The sequence below is a fragment of the Nostoc sp. LEGE 12454 genome, from assembly GCF_056620565.1.
In genome coordinates this window covers 82,707-107,402 of record NZ_JBWQXL010000006.1, presented here as the reverse complement: position 1 = coordinate 107,402, position 24,696 = coordinate 82,707, and the positions used below count along the sequence as shown (strand labels likewise).

At 44.2% G+C, this 24,696-nt stretch carries 18 protein-coding genes; 17 read left to right on the top strand and 1 reads right to left on the bottom strand.

The window, feature by feature from the left end; all coding sequences use genetic code 11:
- Window positions 1–19 precede the first annotated feature (19 nt).
- Entirely contained in the window at window positions 20–487 is a 468-nt protein-coding gene (locus AC1F2U_RS08580; protein ID WP_480260716.1) for a DUF4870 domain-containing protein, read from the bottom strand.
- Between the two features lie 1,043 nt (window positions 488–1,530).
- Here AC1F2U_RS08580 and AC1F2U_RS08575 point away from each other — a divergent pair.
- The 17 genes from AC1F2U_RS08575 (at window position 1,531) to AC1F2U_RS08495 (ending at window position 24,383) form a co-directional block, all read left to right on the top strand.
- Window positions 1,531–3,873, top strand: coding sequence for an NACHT domain-containing protein (locus tag AC1F2U_RS08575; protein ID WP_480260715.1), 2,343 nt, complete (start codon window positions 1,531–1,533; stop codon window positions 3,871–3,873).
- 404 nt (window positions 3,874–4,277) lie between these two features.
- Window positions 4,278–6,365, top strand: a complete 2,088-nt coding sequence (locus AC1F2U_RS08570) for a glycosyltransferase (protein WP_480260714.1) — start codon at window positions 4,278–4,280, stop codon at window positions 6,363–6,365.
- A 24-nt stretch (window positions 6,366–6,389) separates the two neighbouring features.
- The gene (locus AC1F2U_RS08565) at window positions 6,390–6,956 is read left to right on the top strand and encodes a hypothetical protein (RefSeq protein WP_480260713.1); all 567 of its coding nucleotides are present in this window, start codon (window positions 6,390–6,392) and stop codon (window positions 6,954–6,956) included.
- 27 nt (window positions 6,957–6,983) lie between these two features.
- On the top strand, window positions 6,984–8,843 hold the full coding sequence (locus AC1F2U_RS08560; RefSeq protein WP_480260712.1) for an ABC transporter ATP-binding protein: 1,860 nt from the start codon (window positions 6,984–6,986) through the stop codon (window positions 8,841–8,843).
- Window positions 8,840–10,630 carry an ABC transporter ATP-binding protein gene (locus AC1F2U_RS08555; protein ID WP_480260711.1) on the top strand — a complete coding sequence of 597 codons (1,791 nt, stop codon included), beginning with the start codon at window positions 8,840–8,842 and terminating at the stop codon, window positions 10,628–10,630. Before AC1F2U_RS08560 ends, AC1F2U_RS08555 begins: the two co-directional genes overlap by 4 nt.
- Before the next feature lie 151 nt (window positions 10,631–10,781).
- Complete coding sequence (locus tag AC1F2U_RS08550) at window positions 10,782–11,366, top strand: acyltransferase (protein WP_335191942.1); 585 nt, start codon at window positions 10,782–10,784, stop codon at window positions 11,364–11,366.
- A complete protein-coding gene (locus AC1F2U_RS08545; protein ID WP_480260710.1) occupies window positions 11,366–12,091 on the top strand; it encodes an acyltransferase in 726 nt (241 codons plus the stop codon). Before AC1F2U_RS08550 ends, AC1F2U_RS08545 begins: the two co-directional genes overlap by 1 nt.
- Window positions 12,081–13,262: a hypothetical protein gene (locus AC1F2U_RS08540; protein ID WP_480260709.1), complete on the top strand. Its 1,182-nt coding sequence runs from the start codon at window positions 12,081–12,083 to the stop codon at window positions 13,260–13,262. The genes AC1F2U_RS08545 and AC1F2U_RS08540 overlap by 11 nt, the downstream gene beginning before the upstream one ends.
- A 2-nt stretch (window positions 13,263–13,264) precedes the next feature.
- Entirely contained in the window at window positions 13,265–14,464 is a 1,200-nt protein-coding gene (locus AC1F2U_RS08535; RefSeq protein ID WP_480260708.1) for a hypothetical protein, read from the top strand.
- 79 nt (window positions 14,465–14,543) lie between these two features.
- The gene (locus tag AC1F2U_RS08530) at window positions 14,544–15,884 is read left to right on the top strand and encodes a glycosyltransferase family 2 protein (RefSeq protein ID WP_480260707.1); all 1,341 of its coding nucleotides are present in this window, start codon (window positions 14,544–14,546) and stop codon (window positions 15,882–15,884) included.
- Window positions 15,881–17,020, top strand: a complete 1,140-nt coding sequence (locus AC1F2U_RS08525; RefSeq protein WP_480260706.1) for a glycosyltransferase family protein — start codon at window positions 15,881–15,883, stop codon at window positions 17,018–17,020. Before AC1F2U_RS08530 ends, AC1F2U_RS08525 begins: the two co-directional genes overlap by 4 nt.
- Window positions 17,021–17,044: 24 nt before the next feature.
- Window positions 17,045–18,220, top strand: a complete 1,176-nt coding sequence (locus tag AC1F2U_RS08520) for a glycosyltransferase family 2 protein (RefSeq protein WP_480260705.1) — start codon at window positions 17,045–17,047, stop codon at window positions 18,218–18,220.
- A complete protein-coding gene (locus tag AC1F2U_RS08515) occupies window positions 18,217–19,347 on the top strand; it encodes a glycosyltransferase family 2 protein (protein WP_480260704.1) in 1,131 nt (376 codons plus the stop codon). Before AC1F2U_RS08520 ends, AC1F2U_RS08515 begins: the two co-directional genes overlap by 4 nt.
- A gap of 27 nt (window positions 19,348–19,374) precedes the next feature.
- Window positions 19,375–20,589, top strand: a complete 1,215-nt coding sequence (locus AC1F2U_RS08510; RefSeq protein WP_480260703.1) for a glycosyltransferase family 2 protein — start codon at window positions 19,375–19,377, stop codon at window positions 20,587–20,589.
- A gap of 152 nt (window positions 20,590–20,741) precedes the next feature.
- Window positions 20,742–22,037: an efflux RND transporter periplasmic adaptor subunit gene (locus AC1F2U_RS08505; protein ID WP_480260702.1), complete on the top strand. Its 1,296-nt coding sequence runs from the start codon at window positions 20,742–20,744 to the stop codon at window positions 22,035–22,037.
- A 157-nt stretch (window positions 22,038–22,194) separates the two neighbouring features.
- Window positions 22,195–23,373, top strand: coding sequence for an ABC transporter permease (locus AC1F2U_RS08500; RefSeq protein ID WP_480260701.1), 1,179 nt, complete (start codon window positions 22,195–22,197; stop codon window positions 23,371–23,373).
- Window positions 23,374–23,987: 614 nt separating this feature from the next.
- Window positions 23,988–24,383: a hypothetical protein gene (locus AC1F2U_RS08495; protein WP_480260700.1), complete on the top strand. Its 396-nt coding sequence runs from the start codon at window positions 23,988–23,990 to the stop codon at window positions 24,381–24,383.
- The last annotated feature ends 313 nt before the right edge of the window (window positions 24,384–24,696 follow it).

Genomic DNA, 24,696 nt, shown 5'->3' with positions numbered 1-24,696 from the left:
AGTATACTATCAGATAGGCTTATCGTAAAACTCTAATTGTAAAGGGGTAACGATAATGCTCGCCATTGTAAGCTTTAACAGCAGCAAAAGTCACTACAAAGGATTGTAGTAGCAGTTTGAATAAAATTAATGACATAAGTATAATTAGTAAGTTATCTAAAGTATTTTTTATTTGATTAATTGAACCATTAGTAGTCAATGCTAAACTCAAGCTAGTTACTACTAAAATTAAGGATGCTGTTATAACAATAAAAGTGTAAAAAGTTAAAGAAAGTTGGAAATTTAATGATTCCTTACCTTGTAAATCAATCCAGGGATATTGAGATTTTTTAAAGTGCCAAATTATGAGTGGAGGCAAAACATTTAAAGGTAAATATAAAGGAATGCCAAGAAATACCAAAAAACACAATAATATCCACCCTAACAAAGCCGAGAGATGACACAACATCGCCCATATACGCATTTGTTGTTTAGGTTTTGCTTTCATGGCTTTTTATTTGTAAGTGGATTTAGCTGATAATTCCCCACTATAATTATCTATAAAAAAGCCAAACTAGAGTTAAAATATGAGTATTTATCGGTCATAATTGACGAAAACTCGAATCCCAGCCAGTGGGTTGAGCGTAGTCGAAACCCACGATCGTGGATATCAGGTACTTTATTTTAATGCACATCCCTAAGTAGTTAAGTTTTAAAACCACCATAGCTGCACCCATAGTCAGGTTAAGCAACTCGAAGTAGCAAACACAACTGTTTGGTTCAGATTGTGGTATCACTTGCAACTTTTAAATTATACCTGCGTAGGCGTAGCCAGTTGATACCGTGTCCGCTTAAAAACTTATCATTAAGAGCGCAGAGATGCAGATGGAAGAGGTTTTTAGGCTTTCTGCTTCCCTCTTTTGGCATAAATTTCGCAGATCGCACTGCTAAAGATGGCCAAGGCGTAGCTTTTTCAAGTAAAACCTTTGAGAATTTCATCAAGGCGATCGCAATCTAAAAATAGTCTGAAAGTTTACATTCAGTACTGGGAAAATAGCAACTATCTTTTGGGATACCTAATAGCAAGGTTCTTCTAAATAAGGGATGAATCCAATAAATCTGTTTGCGATCGCGTTCAGGAGCATGTATGACTTAACGTATAAGTTATATCAGATTGGTTTGCTTTAATTTGTATATCTATCCTACCTTTCCTACCTTTCCTACCTTTCCTACTTTTAATTAAATTGTTTTCATTCGTATTTAAAATCACGAATCATAAAAAACATTTTTTTCAAAAGAAAGGTAAAATATAAGCCATAAGAGGGAAGAAAACCTCCAAATAAATTAGTTAGTTTTAAAAACCAGCAATTAAACCGATCGCATTAATAAATATCAGTGAAACTACATCGATTACGTTAGCTACATTTTTTTGTTTAAATATATCAAAAAAAATTGATAAAACTTAAACATGAAAGTGACATAATTATGAATCAATAATTAATTGATTAAATATTTCCTTAAGTTAATAACTGGAGATTAAAAAACTGCTCTATGGCACGACGTTCGTTGAAAGCATCTACTGTAGGTATTGAGAAAGCAAAAAAGGCTTTTAAAATTAGAGAATGGACGCAAGAGTATTTAGCTAGCGAGATAGGGCTTGAGACTCGGCAACCAATCTGGAAATTTTTTACAGGCAAGCCGATTGAGCGTCAGAACTTTATGGAAATATGCTTTCGACTCGGTTTAGATTGGCAAGATATTGCTGAACTACCCAATCAGAAGCTACTGACAGAAAACAACCAAGAATGGGAAAACTGCCAAGATACCGAAAGCTTAGTGCAAATGTTGCGATCGCGTCTAAGTGATAAGATTACATCCCAATGTGCTACTACGCGATTGTTAGATATCGATCAACCAATTCAACTAGAAGAAATTTATGTCAGCACCAATATTCTGAATCATATTACAAGTCGAAGATGGGTAGATATCCTCGATCTCCAAAGCTTAATTCCCGAAGAGTTCAACTGTTTTGCTTGTAATCAACTTTATCAAGAACGAGTTTCTGCAATCCAAGCAGTTATCACCTATCCCAAACTCATGGTACTAGGTAAACCAGGGTCTGGTAAAACCACGTTTTTACAGTATATTGCCATGCAATGTAATCAAGGCAAATTACTATCAGACCGGATACCAATTTTTATTCGCTTGAAAAACTTTGCCGAGGATGCTAAAGAAACCGGAGATTATAGTTTATTAAACTATATTAGTCAAGAGCTTGCTGACTGCGGTGCTTCAGACCAAGAAATTCAAACATTACTAGTTAGTGGCAAAATATTAATTTTACTGGATGGCTTAGATGAAATTCCAGAAGATGATAGCGCCAAAATCATCACTAAAATTCGCAGCTTTGCTGCAAACTATTACCAAAATAAGTTGGTCCTAACATGTCGTATCGGTTATCAACAGTATCAGTTCGAAGAATTTAGCGATGTTGAAATCGCTGATTTTGATTGTTCTCAAATTGAGGCTTTTGTACAAAATTGGTTTGTCAATGTTAGCAAGAATTCCATCGAAAAGGGAAAAACTTTAGCTTGTCGATTCGTGCAAAAATTACAGTTATTAGAGAATCAACAAATTCGAGAACTAGCTGTCAGACCACTTTTGCTTAATTTGGCTTGTTGTGTGTTTCAAGCTTGCTCGGACTTTCCAATTAGAAGGGTCGAATTTTACAAGCAAGGATTTGACATTTTGCTCAATCGCTGGGATAAAGTGAGGAACATTAAACGAGATGAAACTTATCTTCATTTGTCTTTAGCTCAGAAGGTTGAACTGCTGAGTCAAATTGCTGCTAGTACGTTTAAACAAGGTCATTACTTTTTCACACAAAGTATTGTCGAGCAATACATTACAGATTACCTCTGTAACTTACCCATAGCCCAAACTGAGCCTGATATACTACAACTCAACAGTGAAGCAGTGCTGAAATTGCTTGAGACACATGGATTACTGATAGAGCAGGCGCGGGGAATTTACTCGTTTTCGCATATAGCTTTTCAGGAGTATTTAACAGCTAAAAATTTTGTTACTAGCGCCAACCCCCAAATATTAGAAAAAAAATTAATCGATCTGGTTAACCATTTAACTGAACCACGTTGGCGCAAAATCTTTTTACTAACCGCTGGTATGTTGGATAATCCGACTTGTCTGTTGCAATTAATGAAGGAACATATCGAGCGGCTTGTCGCCTTCGATCGGCAATTACAAAAGTTCTTCAACTGGCTTAACCATAAGTCTCTTTCAGTTCAGTCTACTTATAAAAGAGTAGCTATACGCGCCTTTTATCTAACCCTAGAACTTCTCGACGATCTGAGCTTGACTAATGACTTGGCTTTTTCCCTTGGCATCGATCTCAGACTTACTAGTAATCTTACCCCTGATTTAGCTCTAGATATAACTCTTCAGTGTGCCCTTCACTTAAGCGTTGCCCTCTCTAACGAGCCGACTTTAGATCGAGTTTTGGCTTTAAGCTTTGCTCTCCCTGATGACCGAATTCTTGCCTGTCACCCTGAGTTACAGCATTCTTTGCAAAAACTTAAAGAACAATTACCAACTCCATTTCAAGGCAGAGAAAAGTCAAAAGAATGGTGGAATGCTAACGGTCAAACTTGGGCTAATAATTTGAGGTTGGCGATAGTTGAGTGTCGCAACATTGGTCATCAATGGCAGTTCAGCGAGGAGCAAAAAGAAATACTCAAGCAGTACTACACAGCCACTCAGTTATTGGTAGATTGCCTTAATAGTGCTTGTTGTAAAGTCACTCCCACCGTACCAGAGAGTCTTTTAGCAACGTTATTGTTACCCACCCCTAAAATATTCATGAGATACAGCAGCTAGCAGTTTTATGAAGTCATAGTAGTAACAAGCTTTCAAAGTACTCTTTTTAGAGTGAGTATATGTAGTATAAAAGTTTTGGCAAAATTTCATCCATTGGCTGAAATTGAACGCTGAATCTATGTATTCAACTACACATTTTTCAACTGACTCAGCAACTAGCGTTGCTAGTTCGATCGAGCAACTGCATACAAAACTGGACTGAAAGTATACGTTAATTCATACATTTTCGTAAACGCGATCGCAAACGCACTTCTGACACACTCTTAAGTATTACAAGGTTGTTAATTAATCGCGATTGTGGCGGTACTAACGCAAAATATGCTGCCAATACATTGAACTAAGTATATGTGTGTTTCTTTTTTTTGAGCAAACTGACGTAGCGTTTCAGCAACAAGGAAATAAATTTGCAGGGAATTGTCGGGGGTAATTTGCGAAACTTGACTTCAACACCTTCTGGCTTCTGTGCTGAACCACTTGCACAAGGCGAGGCAGTCACAGTAAAAGGTAAGTTTTTCTTTATTAAGGATAAAAAGTTTTTTCTTAAAGGAGTTAGTTACGGCCCTTTCTCCATTGGTAGCCACGGTGAATCCTTTCCAGAAAAATCAGTTGTGGAAAAAGATTTCGCCATGATGGCAGAAATGGGGGCTAACTGTCTGCGTACCTATACTGTTCCACCTGATTGGTTGTTGGATCTAGCTGCAATCTCTGGTCTGAGGCTGTTAATTGGTATACCTTGGTCTCAGCATATTGCCTTCCTTAACTCTTCTGCTGTAAAAGCAGAAATCCGTAACTGCATTGTTCAAGGAGTTAAAATTTGCCGGAATCATCCCGCCACCTTTGCCTATTTGGTGGGCAATGAGATTCCTCCAGATATTGTCCGATGGCATGGAGCAAAACCAGTTCGGGCTTTTATTAAAGAGTTAATGGCGGTAGCAAAAGACAGCGATCCCGAAGGTTTGGTGAGCTATGCCAATTACCCCTCTACAGAGTATTTAAATATTGACTTTACTGATTTCTCATGCTTTAACGTTTACTTGCATCGGGAAACAGATTTTCGTCGCTACCTCTCACGACTCCATAATCTAGCCGAGGATAAACCTCTAGTGCTGAGTGAGTTTGGCGTTGACTCGATGCGCGAAGGAACCCAAGCCCAAGCGGAAATTCTCTCTCAAAAGCTGTCATCTAGTTTTGAGATGGGAGCAGCCGGGACAATAATATTTTCTTGGACGGATGAATGGTTTACTGGCGGATATGCCATACAGGACTGGGCTTTTGGTCTAGTTGACGCCGAACGGCTCAAAAAGCCCGCCTTCGAGACAGTTCAGGAGTATTACACAGCGCCTCTACCGCCAGCGCTATCTGAGTATCCTAAAGTCTCAGTGATTGTATGCGCTTACAATGCTGAACGCACGATGGATAGTTGTCTAGCTTCTCTCAAAGAACTCAACTATCCCAACTATGAAGTCATTGTAGTTAATGATGGATCGAGCGATCGCACTCTCGAAATTACTCAGCGTTACGACTATGTACGCCTAATTAGCCAAGAGAATAAAGGATTAAGCGTCGCCCGCAACGTCGGTATGACCGCCGCAACTGGCGAGATTGTGGCCTATACAGATTCTGATTGTATGGCAGATCCAGACTGGCTCACCTATCTAGTCGCCAAGTTTCTCTCCTCTGGTCTAGCTGCTGTAGGCGGGCCAAACTTATCTCCCCCGGAAGACTCTCTTGTTCCCGCCTGCGTTGCTGTCTCCCCTGGCGTACCTACCCACATACTTTTGAGTGATGAAGTAGCCGAACATATTGCTGGCTGCAACATGGCTTTTCGTCGGGAGGTTCTACAAGAAATTAACGGTTTCAACCCGATATTTCGTACTGCTGGTGATGATGTCGATATCTGCTGGCGACTGCAAGATCGAGGTTACACCATTGGTTTTAGCCCGACTGCAATCGTATGGCATTTTCGCCGTAACACAGTAGCTGCCTATCTCAAACAGCAGCAAGGTTATGGCAAGGCAGAAGCGCTCGTTTATTTTCAGCATCCCTACCGCTTTAACCTTTTGGGACAGCCTTCTTGGTTGGGGAGAATCTACGGGGATTTATCAACATTTCTTCGTATTGGTCAACCAATTATCTACTCCGGGGTGTTTGGTCGGGGTCTGTTTCAAACCTTGTACGAGCCTTCCTCGTCTCTGATCTCTTACCTCCCGCTGACACTGGAGTGGAATGTCGCAGCTTCGATCCTATTTGTGTCTGCGCTTTTATCTGGCGATCGCCCGTGGTTGGGTGCAGCAATGTTCCTCATCTCTTTTACCTGGTGTGTAGCTGGTGCTATACAAGCGCGGATTGACTCTCGTTTTCTCAAAAGAAGGGCACGGTTGCTGGTGGCGCTACTAATTTACTTGGGGCCAATTGTACGTAGTATAGAGCGCTATAAGTGGCGGATTAAGGAACTTAAGAAAGCCGAGCCGATAAAGTTTGACGAACTGTAAATAAAAATAGAAGCATTAAAAAAAATGACTCAAACACTAACTCAAGCAGATTTAATTCAATTTGATTCGCCAGCGCACAAAGTAAATATTTCCTGGCGCGATCGGGCCTATGAGTTGTCCTATTGGACAGATGCAGGAATAGAGAAGGAGAATCTGCTGCAAAAAGTGATGGATTTACTCCTGCCTTGCAAGTATTTCATTGCAATGGATCAAGGCTGGAGCGACTGGGATTTAGAGATTTACCAGGGGATTTGGTCAAAAGTTCAGCTGAAAGTATGTACTGAAAATCATGGAGGTAACAAAAGAGTTTTGAGAGTGCGGTGTGCCCTGAGAATGTCACAGTTAGCCATTATGGCGATGGTTGGCTATTGTCTGTTCGCAATTTTGGCGATCGTTCTGGGAATGCCAGAAGTAGCAACACTCACAATTGCACTATGTACGCTGAATGCCACTGTCATCTTATATCAGAACTTCCAGTTGGGACGTATTCTTTACCAAGTACTGGAGATTGTTGCCAAAAGAGTTTACTTGCTGCCAATACAAACCACCAATAACCAGTCTGTCGCAGAAAGTGTAATATTACAGCCATGACAAACGTCTTGGTACTCCAGTAAGCAAATGGCCAGACGAGAGGTAAATCTGCAAGTGAGGCAAGAGATCAAAGCAATAATGCATCGATACGGACAGATGCTCCGATATCCGCTGCGCCAGTGGCGTACCTTAATCGCAATCCTCGGTCTCACGGCTGGCACTTCAGCCACCGCCACACTTCAACCTTGGCCAATGAAAATCTTGGTGGATTATGCTTTCGGCCAGGCAGTCATCCCCCCATCGGTTCGCTCATTCCTGGAGACTTTTAACTTGGCGCTCACACCAGCGTTGCTGGTTGTTGTCGCCGCTGTTTGTAGCCTTGGACTTTATGCTTTAAACGCTACCCTAGAAACTAGCCTTAGCTGGGCCTGGAGCGCTGCTGGGCAAGGTATGGTCTACGAACTTGCCCAAAGACTGTTCTATCGTTTGCAACGCCTTTCACTGCTGTTCCATAGCCAACGGACTGTAGGTGATTCCCTCAGCCGTCTGGCCGGAGATACCTATTGCGTTTATACCTTAAGCGGTGCTTTGCTGATTTCACCTGTGCAATACCTGCTGACACTAGCAACTATTAGCCTCGTCGCCTGGAATTTGAGTCCTTTACTAACGCTGCTTTCGCTTTTCGTAGCCCCAATGATGGGCGGTTCAGCCCTTGTTTTTGGTTCCCGACTCAAGCGCCGGACAAAACTTAACCGTGAAGCCCAGTCCCGCCTCACCAGTTTTGTCCACCAAACGGTAACAGCAATCCCGATGATTCAGGCATTTGGTAGAGAGAGTTACAATACCCGGCAATTTGAGCATTTAGCGGCAGACGCAGTTGTTCTCTCACAACGCGAAACTCTGCTCAAGAGTGTTTACGGTGTGGCGAATGGTACTGTGACAACGATTGGTACTGCGATCGTTCTGTATGTGGGCGGGCAGCAAGTGTTATTGGGGGCTATGAGTATTGGTAGCTTGCTCGTCTTCTTAGCATATCTACAATCTATACAAGGAGCATTTAAGGGTCTATTTGGCATCTATGGAAGTCTGAAGTCTGTAGATGCAAATATAGATAGAGTTTTAGAAGTTTTAGATGCTCAAGATGGGGTACAAGATGTTCCTAATGCCAGACCATTGCCAGTTCCTCCAGTGGGAAGACGCGGACACGTATGTTTAGAGAAAGTCACCTTCGGTTACGAACCTAACTATCCCGTCCTCAAAGAAATTACCCTGGAAGCGCGATCGGGAGAAACGATCGCCCTAGTAGGCGCGACAGGTGCTGGTAAGAGTACACTGGTTTCCCTGATTCCCCGCTTTTTTGACCCTTGGCAGGGACGAGTCCTCTTTGATGGGGTGGATGTCCGAGATGTACAACTGAAAAGCTTGCGCGAGCAAATTGCTCTAGTGCTGCAAGAGCCGTTTTTACTGCCGCTCTCGGTGGCAGAGAACATTGCCTACGGGTGTCCAAAAGCAAGTTTAGAGAAGATTGTCGCAGCAGCTAAAGCAGCTAAGGCAAACGACTTCATCCAACAGTTGCCCCAAGGGTATGACACCCCAATCGGTGAAAGAGGAGCGCTCCTCTCTGGAGGACAGAAACAGCGAATAGCGATCGCCCGCGCGCTGCTCAAGGATGCGCCAGTACTGATTCTCGATGAACCCACTTCTGCCCTGGATGCCCAGACTGAGACTTTACTGCTGGAAGCTTTAGATCGCCTGATCGAAGGACGGACTACGTTTATCATTGCCCATCGGCTTTCCACGATTCAACGAGCAGATCGGATTGTGGTTCTAGAACAGGGAAAGGTTGTGGAGATGGGAACGCACCAGGAGTTGCTGGCTGTCGGTGGTTTCTATCATCGTTTGCACTCCTTGCAGTTTTCCAAACCGGCGCAGGAGGTCGTTCTATGAAACTGTGGTGGCTGCGATTGGCACGTTACGCCCTGGTTCGTTGGCGCGGACTCACCTTTGTCATGCTGCTAATGCTGATTAATGTCGGGCTAAATGTACTCAAGCCTTGGCCTTTGAAGTTGATTGTTGATTGCGTCCTGAACAACCAATCGCTGCCAAATAGCGTTCTTTGGCTCAAAACCTTGCCTAGTAGTGAATCCGATATGCAGTTGCTCGCTTGGTTAGCAGCTGCCACAATCGTTTTATTTTTATCCAGTGAGGGAGTTCGGCTGATACAGGAATATGTTGGAGCTGGTGTTGGCAGCCAGATGGTTTATGACTTGGGAGCAGCACTGTTCGATCGCTTACAGCATCTTTCTTTGAGATTCCACAACCAACAGCGTGCAGGCGATCTGGTCAGGCGGGTAATGACCGATAGCATCTGTATTCAGAATCTGGCAATGGGGGTTTTTCTGCCCGTGCTTACTTCCTTGGTGAATTTGGTCGCAATGTTCGCCGTGATGTGGCAGATTAATCACCTGCTTTCACTGCTCTCGCTGATGATTGCTCCTTTAATAATGTTATTAATTTGGGTCTTTAACCAGCCCATGACTGAACGAACCTATCAGTATCAACAATATGAAGGTGAGATCGTCGCACTCAGCGAGCAGACTTTGACAGCAATACCGATTATTCAAGCATTCGGACGTGAAGCACACGAAGATGAGCGCTTTCGCTACCTGTCTCAAAAAGCCCTGCAAGCTTATGTACGCTCTATCCTTGCCCAAATGCAATTCAAAGTTGGGGTGGGAGGTGTAACCGCAGTTGGAACAGCAGCAATCATGGCTTACGGTGGCTTTCAGGTTTTGGATGGGTCACTGTCAATTGGTTCTTTACTAGTCTTCCTCTCTTATCTCGCATCCCTGTACGTGCCAATGGCGACTCTAGCTTATATGTCGTCGAGTTTTGCTGGTGCAGCTGCTAGTGCTCGGAGAGTGTTAGAGGTTTTGGATGCTCAAGATGGGGTGCAGGATGCTCCTAATGTTAGACCATTGCCAGTTCGTCCAGTGGGAGGACGCGGACGCGTATGTTTAGAGAAAGTCACCTTCGGTTACGAACCCAACTATCCCGTCCTTCAAGAAATTACCCTAGAAGCGCGACCGGGAGAAACGATCGCACTGGTAGGCGCAACGGGTGCTGGCAAAACTACCTTAGTCTCCCTGATTCTCCGTTTTTTCGATCCTTGGCAGGGACGAGTTCTCTTTGATGGGGTGGATGTCCAAAGCGTGCCTGTCAAAAAGTTGCGTGAGCAGATTGCCCTAGTACTGCAAGAGCCGTTTTTACTGCCGATAACTATTGCTGAGAACATTGCCTATGGCCGCTTTAATGCCAGCCGGGAAGCGATCGTCAAAGCCGCCCAAGCTGCCAATGCTGACACCTTTATTCAACGATTACCCCAAGGTTATGACACGGTAATTGGTGAGCGCGGAGCCACACTTTCAGGAGGAGAGAAACAACGGTTAGCGATCGCCCGCGCCCTACTCAAGGATGCTCCAGTGCTAATTCTGGATGAACCCACCTCCGCCCTAGATGCTCAAACCGAGTTTCTGCTGCTGGAAGCTTTAGAGCGACTGATGGCAGGACGGACTACGTTTATCATTGCCCATCGCCTCTCGACAATTCAACGAGCCAACCGAATCGTAGTTTTGGATCGGGGGAAAGTAGTAGAGATGGGAACTCATGAGGAGTTGCTAGCGGTTAGTGGCTATTACAAAAAACTGTATAAATTACACTTTGGCTCAACTTAACCAGCATCAGCTTAGAAACTAGACACAGCAATTGCCCAAACTATTCGAGGATTAAAACACTGAATATATTGATTAATTTAATAACGAAATTATACTGATTTTTCACACTCTAACCGACCGTTTACCAACCCACTTTGATTCGCATTACAACATGCAGCGCTCCTCTGAATTTGTGAATGATTTACCCAGCCAAACAATAGCTCTTCCACCCAATGTCCAGGTGGGACTCAACAGTGTTATCAACCATGATGAGCGCTGTTTTGCTCGCTTTCAGAGCCGCGTCAATCCCGCGCTGCTCGTTGGAGAAAACTGCACGTTGGATTATGTCCACTTGGCGCTAGGCGAAACTGCTAGGGTTGAAATTGGAAACTATTGCTATTTGACAAGTGTCATCTTGCTTTGCGAACAGGAAATTTGCATCGGCAACTATGTGGTTTTGGGATGGAATACCACGATCGCTGATACTGACTTTCATCCAATTGCACCAGCAGAACGAATTGCAGATGCGATCGCCTGCTCTCCTCTGGGAAAAGGACGGCTCCGCCCTCCTGTGATGCGCCAGCCGGTGATTATCGAGGATGATGTTTGGGTTGGTCCCAATGTCACAATCCTCAAAGGAGTTCGCATCGGTGCGGGAGCTTGGATTGAGGCTGGAGCATTGGTGACACGGAATATACCGCCCCGTAGCAGGGTGATGGGCAATCCAGCCCAGGTGATTGGGGAGGTAGAAGCCTAATGGAAGCCACACGAACATTACCGTGGGACTGGTATCCGGGAACAATTCCCGACAATGTTGTTTTAGGAGACGACACTTACATTGAGACTAGTCTCAGCTTTAAACTTTACCGCAGCCAATTGCCAGTAGGGCTACGATTGGGTAAAGCATCTGCTGTATATAAAGATACTATGTTTGATCTGGGTTCCGACGCTCAGGTAAAGGTGGGTGAATATGCATTGATTCATGGTGCCCGCATCGTCTGCGATGCCGAATTGAAGATTGGCAATTATGCTTTAATCTCCTGGCAAGTCGTCCTCATGGATACCTACCGCTTACCATTCGACATTGCCAAGCGACGACAGATTTTAGAACGAGCATCGTGTCAAGCTTCTCAATCTTTTAGCGCCGATGTCCCAGCCCAACCAATTTGGATTCAAGATAACGTCTGGATTGGATTTGATGCCTGTATTTTGCCAGGAGTGACAATCGGTGAAGGAGCGATCGTTGGTGCCCGATCTGTTGTTAGCCAAGATGTTCCACCATACACTGTTGTGGCTGGTAATCCTGCCCGGATCGTTCGGCAGTTAGAGGCAGGAGGTAGGAGGCAGGAGGCAGAAGGCAGAAGGCAGGAGGCAGGAGGCAGGAGGCAGAAGGCAGGAGGCAGAAGACAGGAGGCAGGAGGCAGAAGACAGGAGGCAGAAGACAGGAGGCAGAAGGCGGGAGGTAGCGAGCATGAATCGTGAACTCCTCAGTAAGGGAAAAATTATTGTCTTCGGGATTTTGTTTTGGTATCCCCTAGCAGGAGTCACCTATCAATTTCTCCACTATATGTTGGGGCTGCGTCAACTCGGCTATGACCCCTACTACATCGAAGATTCAGGACGCTGGGTTTACAACCCCTTAATCAACGATCTATCTCCAGACGCTACCGAGAATATTAAGCGAGTCGCACCAATTTTGGAGGCCTATGGCTTTAAAGAGCGTTGGGGATTTCGCGGTCATTATCCAGGGGGTGAGTGTTATGGGATGAGCGAAACCCAAATCCTCAAGCTATATAAGGAAGCAGATGCATTTTTGAATGTAACTGGCGCTCAAGAAATCCGTGAGGAGCATTTGGCTTGTCGTCGCCGCATCTATGTTGAGTCCGATCCAGTTGGATCTCAGATTCGGGTTGTTCAAGGAGACGAAACCTTAATTGCCGATCTGGAAGCTCATGACACACACTTTAGCTTTGGAGAAAATCTGGGTGCGCCTGATTGTGGAGTACCAACTTCCCGCTTTCAATGGTTGCCGACTCGTCAACCGATCGCAACAGATTTGTGGCATACGTCAGATAACACGCTAGGCATCGCTTACAACACCATTACCACCTGGGACAACAAGGGAGGTAAAGATATTACCTATCAAGGTGAAACCTATTACTGGCGGAAGGCACGCGAGTTTGAAAAATTTATCGAGCTGCCGTTGCTGCGTTCAGTGCAATTTGAGATTGCGGCGGCTGATATTAGTCAGGATGTGCGATACCTGCTGCAAAAATACGGTTGGAGCCAGGTAGATTCAATGGAACTCTCCCAAAATCTGAATTCTTACCGCAGTTATATCCAGCGATCGCGCGGTGAATTTACTGTAGCAAAAGATCAATACACGCGACTGCATAGTGGCTGGTTTAGCGATCGCTCTGCCTGCTATCTGGCAGCAGGGCGTCCTGCGATTACCCAAGAAACAGGGTTTAGCAAGTTCTTGCCCACGGGTAAGGGATTGTTTTCATTCAACACTATGGAAGATATTCTCGCGGCAGTGGACGCGATCGAAAGCGACTACGAAGGCAATTGTCGGGCAGCTCGTGAAATTGCCTCAGAGTACTTTGCCGCAGAGAAAGTGATTGGCAATCTCATGGAACGAGCGGGGTTATAAGTATGGCACGCATTGTTGTTTGCGGATATATGATTCGACATCCTGTAGCTGGCAATCTCTTAGCCTACTTTCATTATGTTTTAGGGCTACATTATCTGGGGCATGAAATCTTATACCTGGAGGAAAGCGGCTGGGCTGGGTCTTGCTATAACCCCATCGCCCACAATTACAGTGATGACCCAGGCTTTGGACTTCAGGCAGTCCAAACACTAATGCACAGTTATGGCGTGAATGCAACAGTTTGCTATGTGAATCGGGATACAGGAGATGTCTACGGTGCAGATTGGCAAGAAATAAAGCAAATGCTCAGGACGGCGGATCTGCTATTAAATATCGGTGGAGTTTGCTGGTTATCTGAATTTCTTTTATGCAAACATCGAGTATTAATCGACATGGACCCGTTCTTTACCCAGATTGGGACGTTCGCCGCAGAGGGTCGCAACGAGTATCACGCCTACTTTAGTTATGGCGTTAATATTGGACAACCCGATTGCGGCATACCGAGTGATGGAATTGAATGGCTCCCCACTGTGCCGCCTGTTGTACCAGAGATATGGAAAAGCCCGATACTTATTCCCGAAGATCGTGGCGAAGAACGCGCAGATTTACCATTCACGACAATTGCTAATTGGAATGCTTATGGAGGCGTGACTTATAAAGGTGAGGATTATGGACAGAAAGATCGGGAATTCATGCGCCTGCTGGAACTCCCTAGTTACTGTTCGCAGAAACTCGAACTTGCTCTTGCTGGCAAGGATGCAGAAATAGTAGAGGTTACGAAATCTTTAAAGGCAGCAGGTTGGTTAGTTCGAGATGGTAAGGAAATTAGCGCTAGTCTGTCAACCTACATAACTTACCTGACTGGCTCCCGTGGGGAGTTTAGCGTTGCCAAACAAGCTTATGTCAAAACCCGTAGCGGTTGGTTTAGCGATCGCAGCGTCTGCTATCTCGCTGCTGGTCGTCCCGCGATCTTACAAGATACCGGATTTAGCGATTGGTTGCCGACGGGGCAAGGTGTGTTGGCGTTTTCATCTTGGGAAGAAGCGGTAGATTGCATCGAGCGCGTTAATACAAATTATCTAGCTCACTGTCAGGCAGCAAGGGAATTAGCCGAGCAATTCTTTAGTTACAAAGTAGTGCTCCCTCGACTTTTGGAGACAGTTTTAACTACGAATATACCTTATATATCTTCATTTTCCTGACTGCCTATAAAGAAAGAGAAATTATCAGTTAAATCAAATCTTTAACAAATTTAAAATAAATGTGAGAGATTAATAAAAAATGAACCATCAATCACCAAAAGTAAGTATTGGTCTTCCTGTTTATAACGGAGAAAATTTTATCAAAGAGGCGATTGATTCTATTCTGAATCAAACATTTGAGGATTTTGAATTAATCATCTCGGATAACGCTTCGACCGATCGCACTGAAGCAATCTGTCAGGTCTATGCAACTCAAGATCGGCGAGTTCGTTACTATCGTAATTCAGAAAATCTTGGAGCTGCCGACAATTTTAACCGTGTGTTTCGAGCAGCTACTGGCGAATATTTCAAATGGGCCGCTCATGATGATGTCTGTGCGCCTACTTTTATAGCCGAATGTGTCAAAGTTCTCGATCGAGAGCCGACAATCATCTTGTGCCATGCCAGGACAATCACTATTAATGCTCAAGGAAAACCTTTCAAACAGTTAAAATCTAACCTAGAGATAAATTCAACAATTCCCTACAAAAGATTTCGGGAGTTTATTAGTGAGGAAATTTTCCAGTCATCTAATCCGATATCAGGGTTAATTCGATCGGATGTTTTGAACAAAACTCCTTTGTTGGGAAATTATCCGGCCCACGATCTGCCTTTACTTGCGGAATTAAGTCTTCATGGAAGATTTTATCAGATTCCTGAGTATCTCTTCTACAGTCGAGACCACAGTCAACGAGGATCGCGTGCCTTTGATTATCGACAACCTCATAAGGCTATTGTCTGGTTCGATCCCAAAATGGCTGGAAAGCTGATTTTCCCTTCCTGGAGGATGTTTGCCGAATATATGGCAGGCATCAATCGAGCGCCTTTGAGTTGGCGCGATCGCTTACTTTGCTACAGTGAACTAGCCAAATGGGCGAAAAATCATCAACAAAATTTGGGGCGCGATTTAATTGTTGCCACTGAATACTTACCTGTTATTGGTTCAAAGCTTGCAAAATCTTATAGCCAAGGCTCTGAAGCACGCTGGCTAAAGCAGGTTAAACAATCGGTAAAACAATTGGAAACCATTATCTCCAAAGATGAAACCTTTATTCTCGTTGATGAGGACAGACTTGGTAAAGAGACTTTTGCCCAGTGGAAGACTATACCTTTTCTAGAACGCGAAGGAAAATACTGGGGTTTACCTGCGGATGATAGCACTGCCATTCAAGAGCTAGAGCGGTTGCGCCAATTAAAAGCCAACTTTATTGTTTTCGCTTGGTCTTCCTTTTGGTGGTTCGATCACTATTCTCAATTTTACGACTATCTAAAGACAAAGTTCGACTGCATCCTAGAAAACAATTATTTTGTTGTATTCAATCTCCAGCGCGAACTGGACTTTACAGTTCAAGACGAGTTAGAAAGAGTTGAGGTCGGATGATTATAATTTTTGCTAGTGCTATCGGTCGATTTCCTATAGGGGGCAACGCCTGGTCTGACCTACAATACCTTCTGGGTCTGCGTGCCCTTGGGCATGATATTTTCTACTTGGAAGAATGCGGTTTAGAGTCGTGGGTTTATAACTGGGAAACCGAGCAAATCACGACGGAGTTAGACTATCCGACAAATTATGTTAAAAACTGCCTAGAACCGCTTGGTTTCAAAAACCAGTGGATTTATCGTTCAGGCGATCGCTCTGTCGGGATGCAGGTTGACGAGTTTAAAGACATCTGTTCCCAAGCTGATTTAATGATTGTCCGTGGCTCACCAATTTCTTTCTGGAGAGAGGAATATAGGCTGCCGCAACGCCGGATTTATATTGATGCCGATCCCGGTTTCACTCAGATTAACATTGCTAGCGGTCATGGGGAATTAGTACAGACGATTGAACATTGCGATCGCTTGTTCACGATTGGGCAACGCATTGATGCTGAAGACTGTCTCATCCCCACAAACGGTAGGCATTGGCTCAAGACATTACCTCTTGTAGTACTGCCTTACTGGCCAGTGAATGAGAACGATAACTCTACCCACTTCAGTTCGATTATGCAGTGGCACAGTTATCGTGAGGTGGTATACGAAGGAGTCACTTACGGTAACAAGGATAAAGAATTTTTAAAGTTTATTGATATACCACAACTTACCAAACAGCAGTTTCGGATTGCCTTAAGCGGCGGCTTTCCTAATGAACTATCACAGTCGGGCTGGGAGGTGATTCCCGGATGGCTGGCATCCTTTACACCAGAATCTTATCAGAAATTCGTCCAAGCATCCCGTGCTGAGTTTGGAGTCGCAAAACAGGGTTATGTTGCTACCAAAGGTGGCTGGTTTAGCGATCGCAGCGTTTGTTATCTCGCCTCCGGTAAGCCCATTTTAGTTCAAGACACAGGCTTAAGCGATTGGCTGCCCATCGGAGAAGGGATTTTAACTTTCCGCGACCAACAGGAGGCAGTCAAAGGTGTAGAAGCCATCAACGCTGATTATAAGCAACATCAGTATGCAGCACGGAGGTTAGCAGAGGAATATTTTGATTCAGATAAAGTTCTTTCGTCTCTGCTAGAGGCGGCAATGAACTAACTGCCATTGAGTTTTGGAGATATTATGATGTCAACAGTAACTATCGGCTTTTCTCCTCGCGAACAGTTTTCTCTGGCTGCTGAATGTTTGCAGCGAATTTTTGATTACACCTGTATCCCCTTTAACCTGATTGTGGTGGATGGCAACACCCCAAAGGTATATTGGCAGCAGATGGAACAGGTGTTAGAAGGGCGTAGTAATGTCAAAATCCTGCGCGCGGATCGTTATTTAATGCCTAACCAAGCAAAAAACTTGGTGATTCAAGAAGCTAAAGATGATTTTGTGTGTTTTATCGAGAATGATGTTCTGGTTGAGGAGGACTGGTTATCCTATTTGATCGCCGCCTGTGAAGAACATCCCGCAGATGTGGCAATCCCACGCATTATTGAAGGGGTTCCAGGAGAGACAAAAATTCACTGGGACCCAGGCTTGGGTGAGGTTCAGCCAGTGCAAACAGCCAACGGAGTCAAATGGGAAATCTTGCCACCGACAGGCGATCTCCAACTCGATAAAGGTTGCGATCGCCGAACGATAAAGTTATCTGGAGAGGCTCACTGTCAGCTTTATCGCCGGAGTGTTTTTGACAAAGTTAATCCTTTCGATGGAGATGTTATTTATCTAGATTGGATCGATTCTAGTTTGGCTTTATATAATGCCAAAATTCCAGTTGTGTTTGAGCCGAAATCTGTTATTCATTTTTGGCATCCTTATCCTCCCCATTTAGATGAACTCGACTATTTTTGCCAAAGATGGGATCTTCAACAAGCTGCTAGCGAGATCGATCGCATTCAAAAAAAGTGGAATCTGGTTGGTCTAACCGCAGATTTAGATTTTGTTATGGAGCGAAATCGCATCGGTCAGCTTCATGCAATTAGAGAAGAACTCAAAACTCTGATATCACCGCAGGAATCCTTTATTTTGGTCGATGAGGACATCCTAAACGGTAACGAAATCATCAAGGATTTCCAGACTATCCCCTTTATAGAACACAACGGGCAGTATTGGGGGCAACCAGCAGATGACGAAACGGCTATTCGAGAATTTAATCGCCTGCATCAAACAGGTGCTAGTGCGATCGTTTTCCTTTGGCACACTTTTTGGTGGCTGGACTATTACGTTGAATTTTATGACTATTTAAGTCAAAAATTCCCCTGTGTGTTGCGAAATGACTGTGCGATCGTATTCGACCTACGCTCATGAAAAAACCTTTAGCTAGTATTATCATCAATAACTACAACTACGGGCATTTTCTGCCTGAAGCGATTGAAAGTGCTTTAAATCAAGATTATCAGCCGACAGAAGTAATTGTGGTTGATGATGGCTCAACGGATAATTCACGGCAGATCGTTGCTGATTATGGAGAACGAGTTATCCCTTTGTTCAAGGAGAATGGCGGCCAAGGCTCTGCATTCAATTCCGGGTTTGAGATTAGCCAAGGTAAAACGATCTGCTTCTTGGATGCAGATGATGTTTTACTCCCTAGTGCTATTGGAAAAGCAGTTGAACTGCTGCACGATCCAAATGTAGTTAAGGTACATTGGCCTCTGTCTGCCATTGACCCTCATGGCAAGCTGTTAGGAAAGTTAATTCCCGAAGATCCTTTGTCAGAGGGAGATTTGCGTGATGCCCAGATTAAAGGTGGTATAGAAGGTCATATTTTCTCCCCTACCAGTGGCAATGCTTGGTCGCGCAGCTACTTAGAAAAGATTTTGCCCTTGCCGGAAAGCCGCTATCGATTCAATGCCGATTCCTACCTAGCAATTCTTGCTCCCTTTTCTGGCAGCATCAAGCGCATTCCTGAATATCAAGCTTTGTATCGCATTCATGCCAGCAATGGCACTAGCAAGCGTACTTACAATTGGCGACTTAACCACTATCACAATGAAGTGGCAGTTCTACGCGAGTATTTACAAGACCAGGGGATTGAAATTGATGATGCTTTTGAACATTGGAAAGGTTCTTATCATCAATCTCTGCAAAGTATGGTCGATTTAGGGCAAGAACTAGAACCTTTCATTCCTGGAGAACAAGAATATATTTTAGTTGACATGAATGAATTCGGGCAACATCAACTACTTGAAAATAGTCAGTCAATCCCCTTTCTAGAAAAAAATCGTCTCTATTGGGGCCCACCAGCAAATGATGCGATCGCAATTCAAGAATTCGAGCGATTGCACCGTGCAGGCGCAAGTTTCATCGTATTTGGATGGCCTGCCTTCTGGTGGCTTGACTACTATGTTGAATTCGCTCGCTATTTGCGTACTAAGTTTCGTTGTGTTTTGGAAAATGAACGCTTGGTTGTCTTTGATTTACGGATTTTAGCTTGAACTACCTGGCCGTTATTACCAAACGATATGAAACCTGAAAGCAAAGTTACGATCGCAATCCCAACTTACAATCGCTCGGAGTTACTAAAAGCTAGCCTTGAGAGCGCATTGGCACAGGACTATCAAGATTACCAAGTTCTTGTATTGGATAATGCTTCTAATGATGATACAGAGGCGGTTGTCCGCTCATTCGCGGATTCCCGAATCACTTATGTCCGTCACGAAACTAATGTTGGAATGTTTCGGAATTGGCAGCTGGCTGTTGAGCTAAATTCTAGCCCTTATCTCAGCATCTTGTCGGACGATGACATTTTGCTACCCAACTTTATCCGTGAATCTATCTTAGCATTAGATAACCATCCAGATGTTGGTTTCTCCGTTGCCCAAGCTGGGTTTATTGATATTTATAATGTCCGAGTGGATGTAACAAAGACGGAACTTTCCGACAAATTGCCAGTAGGAGCGATCGACGGGCTAGAGTTCATCCACCAAATTGTTGATGGGCAAAAATGGATTTTGCGCTCCTCAGCCGTGATGTTTCGTGCTTATGCACTTGCAGTAGTTGGCACATTTGATATACCGCACTCTAGATATATGCTAGACCTGAACTTATACTTGCGGATAGCGGCGCAATTCCACATCTTCTTTATTGCTCAAGAGTTAGCCCAAGTCAGGTTTCACGTCGAACAAGATTCCCAGATTACCTTCCATTCTCCAGGGGGAACAGGTTCGCTCGCTGTGGTAGCAGAACGTACTGATGCGATCGCTTATTTATTAAAGTCGCCGCGTGCAGAGGATGCATCTTATCGGCAGTGGCTAGCAGAACGCCTGTTGCATATAAGTATGCGTCGTAGTCAATTCACGTCTGAACTGATACCTAAACTTAATTTGAGTTGGTCAGAACGCCTGCAAATTGCTATGCAGGAAATTGCATCTGTGATTCCCGCCGGGAAGCGTTTGATTTTGGTCGATGAAAATCAATGGAGCTGCGAGATTCTGCCGCAATTCGATGCTCTGCCCTTTTTAGAACAGGACGGTCAATACTGGGGAGCGCCACTGAATGATGAGATTGCCATCCAAGAACTGGAACGAATGCGTCAAGCGGGAGCAAGTTTCATGGTCATCGCCTGGCCCGCCTTCTGGTGGCTTGATTATTACTCTGGTTTGCGAAATTATCTCAGTTCAAATTTCCGCCGCGTTTTGGACAACAGTCGCCTCGTCGTGTTCGATCTTTCGCTATGAGATTCTCCAACATTAATTATGTCCCCAGAATAAAACCTCTTCCCTCCTGCCTCCTGCCTCCTGCCCCCTGCCTCATCCCAACGATAAATATTTACGCCTATCTACGTTGCGCTCGCTTGTAATTAACTGCAAACTCACTGGATCGAGTTGTCATGAACTGGAAATATGAAAAAGATAAATTTAATATCCCAAGTCGATGGCTAGCCTGGTCAGGAGTTTTGGCTTTAGCCGGTGCTGGCGGTTGGCTAACCTACTTCTTAGCTCTGAATCAACCTGCTGAACCATTAGCAGTACGCTTGCTAACTGTGGAGCGAGGTAATGTTGAAACCACAATCAATGAGAGCGGTACTGTTGAGTTACGCGAACAGCGAATCTTGAAGTCCCCAAAAGAGGGTGCAGTCGAACGAGTCATGGTCAAACCTGGTGAGAGGGTAAAACTTGGTCAAGTGCTGCTGACTCTGCGCTACCCTGAGCGAAAAATTGCTCTTACCAATCAGCAGTTGCAAATACAACAAGAGCAAATTAACCTAGCACGTAGTCGCCAGAAAATTATTGAAGACCAAGAACGATTAACAGCCGAGGAACGACAACTCCAGAGGCTTGCTCCTCTGGTGCGAGAAGGAGCTATTGCCCAAGAACAAGCCAAAACGCAAGAAGATGCAGTACGCGTTGCTCGTGCTAGTCTGCGAAATAGTCAAGCAGAGGCACGTACAACCGCCCTCAAAATTCAGACTTTGCAATTGGAGCGCCAACTTATTCAGCAACAACTCCAGGATAATATTGTGACTGCACCATTGAATGGCGTAGTCTTGGGTGTGAATGTAGAAAACGGTGATGGGGTAGAGTTGCGTACCAATCTGCTCACTTTGGGCGATCCCAGAAAAGTCTTAGTGAAACTCCAACTTTCTACCCTCAACGCTGCTCAAGTTCGCGTCAACCAACTTGTCCGCATTAATGCGATCGGGCCGAATGCAAGGAGATTCTCTGGACGCGTAAAAAGCTTGTATCCTCAAGCACTCAGCCCTGAAGCCCAAAAACAAGATGGTAGCAGTTCAAAACAATCAGAGCAACCAACAGTACCCGCAACGGTTGAGCTTGATAGCCCGACTCGCACACTGCTCCCTGGTAGCAGGGTAAATGTCGAGGTTGTGTTGCAGCAACGCCAGAACGTAGTAGTTTTGAAGACAGAGGCAATTGTGCGATCGCAACCACGCCCCTTTGTATGGGTTCTGGATAGCCAAAATCATGCTCAAAAACGCACCATTAATCTGGGATTGGAAGGGTTAATGAATGTAGAAGTAACTTCTGGTTTGCATCCCGGCGAACAAATTATACTGCCGCCCGTTGAGTCAGAACTCAAGCCAGGGCTGCCAGTTAAGGCAGGGGAGCAGGGGAGCAGAGGGGCAGGGGAGCAGGGGAGCAGGGGAGCAGGGGAGAAGTTGCAGTAAGTTTTTCCCCTCCGCCCCTTTGCCCCTCTGCCCCTTTGCCCCTCTGCCCCTCCGCCTCTCTGCCCCTCTGCCCCTCTGCTCCTCTGCCCCTCTGCCCCTTTGCCCCTCCGCCCCTCCGCCCCCTGCCCAATCCCCAAGCTAGAGCAAAGCGACTATTATGGCTCTTTCAGCTTTTGACTTATTAAATATTACCTTTCACTCTTTAGGTAGAAACCCCTTGCGTTCTGCTCTGACTACTCTAGGGGTATTTATGGGTGTGGCTGCTGTCAGCGCTACACTTCAGGTTGGTAATATTAGCCGCGATGCGATCGCTCAACAATTAGCAAAACGAGGTGCGCCTCAAGTTTCAGTTTATCCAAATTGGGATTCTGGTGGTCAAGCTACCCAACTCAAGTTGGAAGATATGGAATTCTTACGACAGCGAATGGTGGGCTTGCAAGCGATCAGTTCTTTTAATTGGGCTGGTTCTACACCAACTATATTTCGGGACAAGGAATTTACTCCAACCTTGTCACCTGTTTCCCAAGATTTTTTGTTGACTTCGGGGATATCCTTAGTATCTGGAAGGTTTTTCACTTCTGAAGATTTTGCCAACTACCGCCCGGTAATCGTAATCGATCAATTGCTGGCAGAACAACTTTTTCAAAAGCAAGAACCTGTGGGGCAGCTGATTTATGCTGGGGATAGACCCTATATCGTCATTGGGGTGGTAGCAACTATTTTAAGTGAAAATGCACCTCCGGCGGGTCAACTGTATGTGCCGATGTCTATTTACAACGCTTCGACTGGTAGCCGCGACATTGGGAGCATCCAAATGCGCCCTTATTCACTTAAAGATATCGAAGACTTAAGCCACCAAGCAGAGGAGTTACTGTTACAAAGATTTCCAGGTTACAAATTTAAATTTTGGAATAATGTATCAGATATTATACAGCAGCAGAAAACTCTAGAGATGGCTTCTCAAGGTCTAACAGCAGTCGGAGCGATCGCATTGTTAGTTGGCGGTGTTGGGATTGCAAATATTATGATTGCCTCAGTAAATGAACGAACCGCTGAAATAGGCTTGAGACGGGCCATAGGTGCAACCCAACGCGAAATCATGCTGCAATTTATTTTAGAGGCGATGCTTTTAAGTCTAATAGGAGGAACAGCAGCTCTTGGAGTAGTGCATGGATTGACTGTTGTAATTACCGATACTTTTAGCTTGCCTTATAAGTTTGATAGCAGAATTGCAGTGCTAGCAGTGGGTTCAGCCCTACTGGTGGGGGTGGGAGCTAGTTTGCTTCCCGCCGTGCGGGCTAGCCAGATCGATCCAGTCAAAGCCTTACGCTCATAAGTTTTTTTCTACATTTTGAGGCAAGAGGAATTGAATGTCTAGCTCCCCTCTCCCCAAGGGCTACGGTGTACACACAAGTCGGAAATAGTAGTATGTATTGGAATAATTGACGAGTCCATTCTTTGTAGAGACGGCGATTTATCGCGTCTAAAAGACTGACACGTAAGACAGACGCGATAAATCGCGTCTCTACATGAAAGTTTCTGGCTTATCCCAAGCGTATTGGCATAAAACTAAAACTGGATCTGACTTGTGTGTACACCGTAGGTATTCGCATCAACATTGCAATATTCTTCATCAGCATTGCAATATTAATCATCAACATTGCAACCTTCCTCACAACATTGCAACGTTCTTCATAAATATTGCAACCTTCCTCATCAACATTGCAATATTCCTCATCAACATTGAAATATTCCTCATCAATATTGCAAGATTCATCATTAATATTAAAGCAATTGCAAAGAAAAACAGGTAAAAACTGAAAATATAGAGAAATTACCCAGATTAGTTAGATTTTTTTTAACAAATATAATTATCACTAATTTTACTGAACCAAAAAACAGCTTTAGTAAGCCAAATTAGCTTTAGAAACCTCTCTAAGGAATATATTGATGTCTCGTAAAAAACGTACATCCCGTGTTCTCGAAAAAGCTGAGTTGAGATCCGCTGGACTAAAAGCAATTGATTCAAATATGAGTTTTGGTGATAATTGCGATTTGCAAAACTTGAGTCAAGCAATTGAACAGCTAAGAACCATGCTTGATGGTTATAACACTGCATTAACTTTAATTGATTCTTCTAAAACTCAAATTGATGCGATGGAGAAAACCCTAAGTAATCTTACAGACAAGATGGTAAGAGGGGTTGCTTTTAAATATGGCAAAGATAGCAGCGAATATGAAATGGCGGGTGGGGTTCGCGATAGCGAACGGATTCGCAAAAGCAGATTGAGCCGCCTGAAAGCTGCTGCCGGAGAAGCATCAGATAAAAATCCTAAAACTACCTAATACAGCCCGGATAAAAGCATAAAACACAGGGAAAGCAATGTCATTACAAGGGATGTAGGGAACGCACAAAGGCTACTTGACTGATTAAAATTATTTTCTCAATTACTGCAATTGTTTATGCTAAAGCATAACCCATTGCATTTTTTTATAGTTACTAATGCTCTTTGATAAACAACAATTATATACAGCTACTATCATGCATCATCATGCCTATTAGATCGGGCATTTTGTAGTTATCCCTAATATTTTATAGTACTGAGACTCTTGCTGCATAGTGTTTTCAACCATTTTGCTTGTCTAAATACTGATTAGA

Bases quoted from the DNA above. Each gene is read 5' to 3' on its own strand.
- AC1F2U_RS08550 (WP_335191942.1), top strand. From the start codon at position 10,782: ATGCAGCGCTCCTCTGAATTTGTGAATGATTTACCCAGCCAAACAATA.
- AC1F2U_RS08530 (WP_480260707.1), top strand. From the start codon at position 14,544: ATGAACCATCAATCACCAAAAGTAAGTATTGGTCTTCCTGTTTATAAC.
- AC1F2U_RS08515 (WP_480260704.1), top strand. From the start codon at position 18,217: ATGAAAAAACCTTTAGCTAGTATTATCATCAATAACTACAACTACGGG.
- AC1F2U_RS08545 (WP_480260710.1), top strand. From the start codon at position 11,366: ATGGAAGCCACACGAACATTACCGTGGGACTGGTATCCGGGAACAATT.
- AC1F2U_RS08535 (WP_480260708.1), top strand. From the start codon at position 13,265: ATGGCACGCATTGTTGTTTGCGGATATATGATTCGACATCCTGTAGCT.
- AC1F2U_RS08575 (WP_480260715.1), top strand. From the start codon at position 1,531: ATGGCACGACGTTCGTTGAAAGCATCTACTGTAGGTATTGAGAAAGCA.
- AC1F2U_RS08540 (WP_480260709.1), top strand. From the start codon at position 12,081: ATGAATCGTGAACTCCTCAGTAAGGGAAAAATTATTGTCTTCGGGATT.
- AC1F2U_RS08510 (WP_480260703.1), top strand. From the start codon at position 19,375: ATGAAACCTGAAAGCAAAGTTACGATCGCAATCCCAACTTACAATCGC.
- AC1F2U_RS08565 (WP_480260713.1), top strand. From the start codon at position 6,390: ATGACTCAAACACTAACTCAAGCAGATTTAATTCAATTTGATTCGCCA.
- AC1F2U_RS08580 (WP_480260716.1), bottom strand. From the start codon at position 487: ATGAAAGCAAAACCTAAACAACAAATGCGTATATGGGCGATGTTGTGT.
- AC1F2U_RS08500 (WP_480260701.1), top strand. From the start codon at position 22,195: ATGGCTCTTTCAGCTTTTGACTTATTAAATATTACCTTTCACTCTTTA.
- AC1F2U_RS08555 (WP_480260711.1), top strand. From the start codon at position 8,840: ATGAAACTGTGGTGGCTGCGATTGGCACGTTACGCCCTGGTTCGTTGG.
- AC1F2U_RS08495 (WP_480260700.1), top strand. From the start codon at position 23,988: ATGTCTCGTAAAAAACGTACATCCCGTGTTCTCGAAAAAGCTGAGTTG.
- AC1F2U_RS08505 (WP_480260702.1), top strand. From the start codon at position 20,742: ATGAACTGGAAATATGAAAAAGATAAATTTAATATCCCAAGTCGATGG.
- AC1F2U_RS08525 (WP_480260706.1), top strand. From the start codon at position 15,881: ATGATTATAATTTTTGCTAGTGCTATCGGTCGATTTCCTATAGGGGGC.
- AC1F2U_RS08520 (WP_480260705.1), top strand. From the start codon at position 17,045: ATGATGTCAACAGTAACTATCGGCTTTTCTCCTCGCGAACAGTTTTCT.
- AC1F2U_RS08560 (WP_480260712.1), top strand. From the start codon at position 6,984: ATGGCCAGACGAGAGGTAAATCTGCAAGTGAGGCAAGAGATCAAAGCA.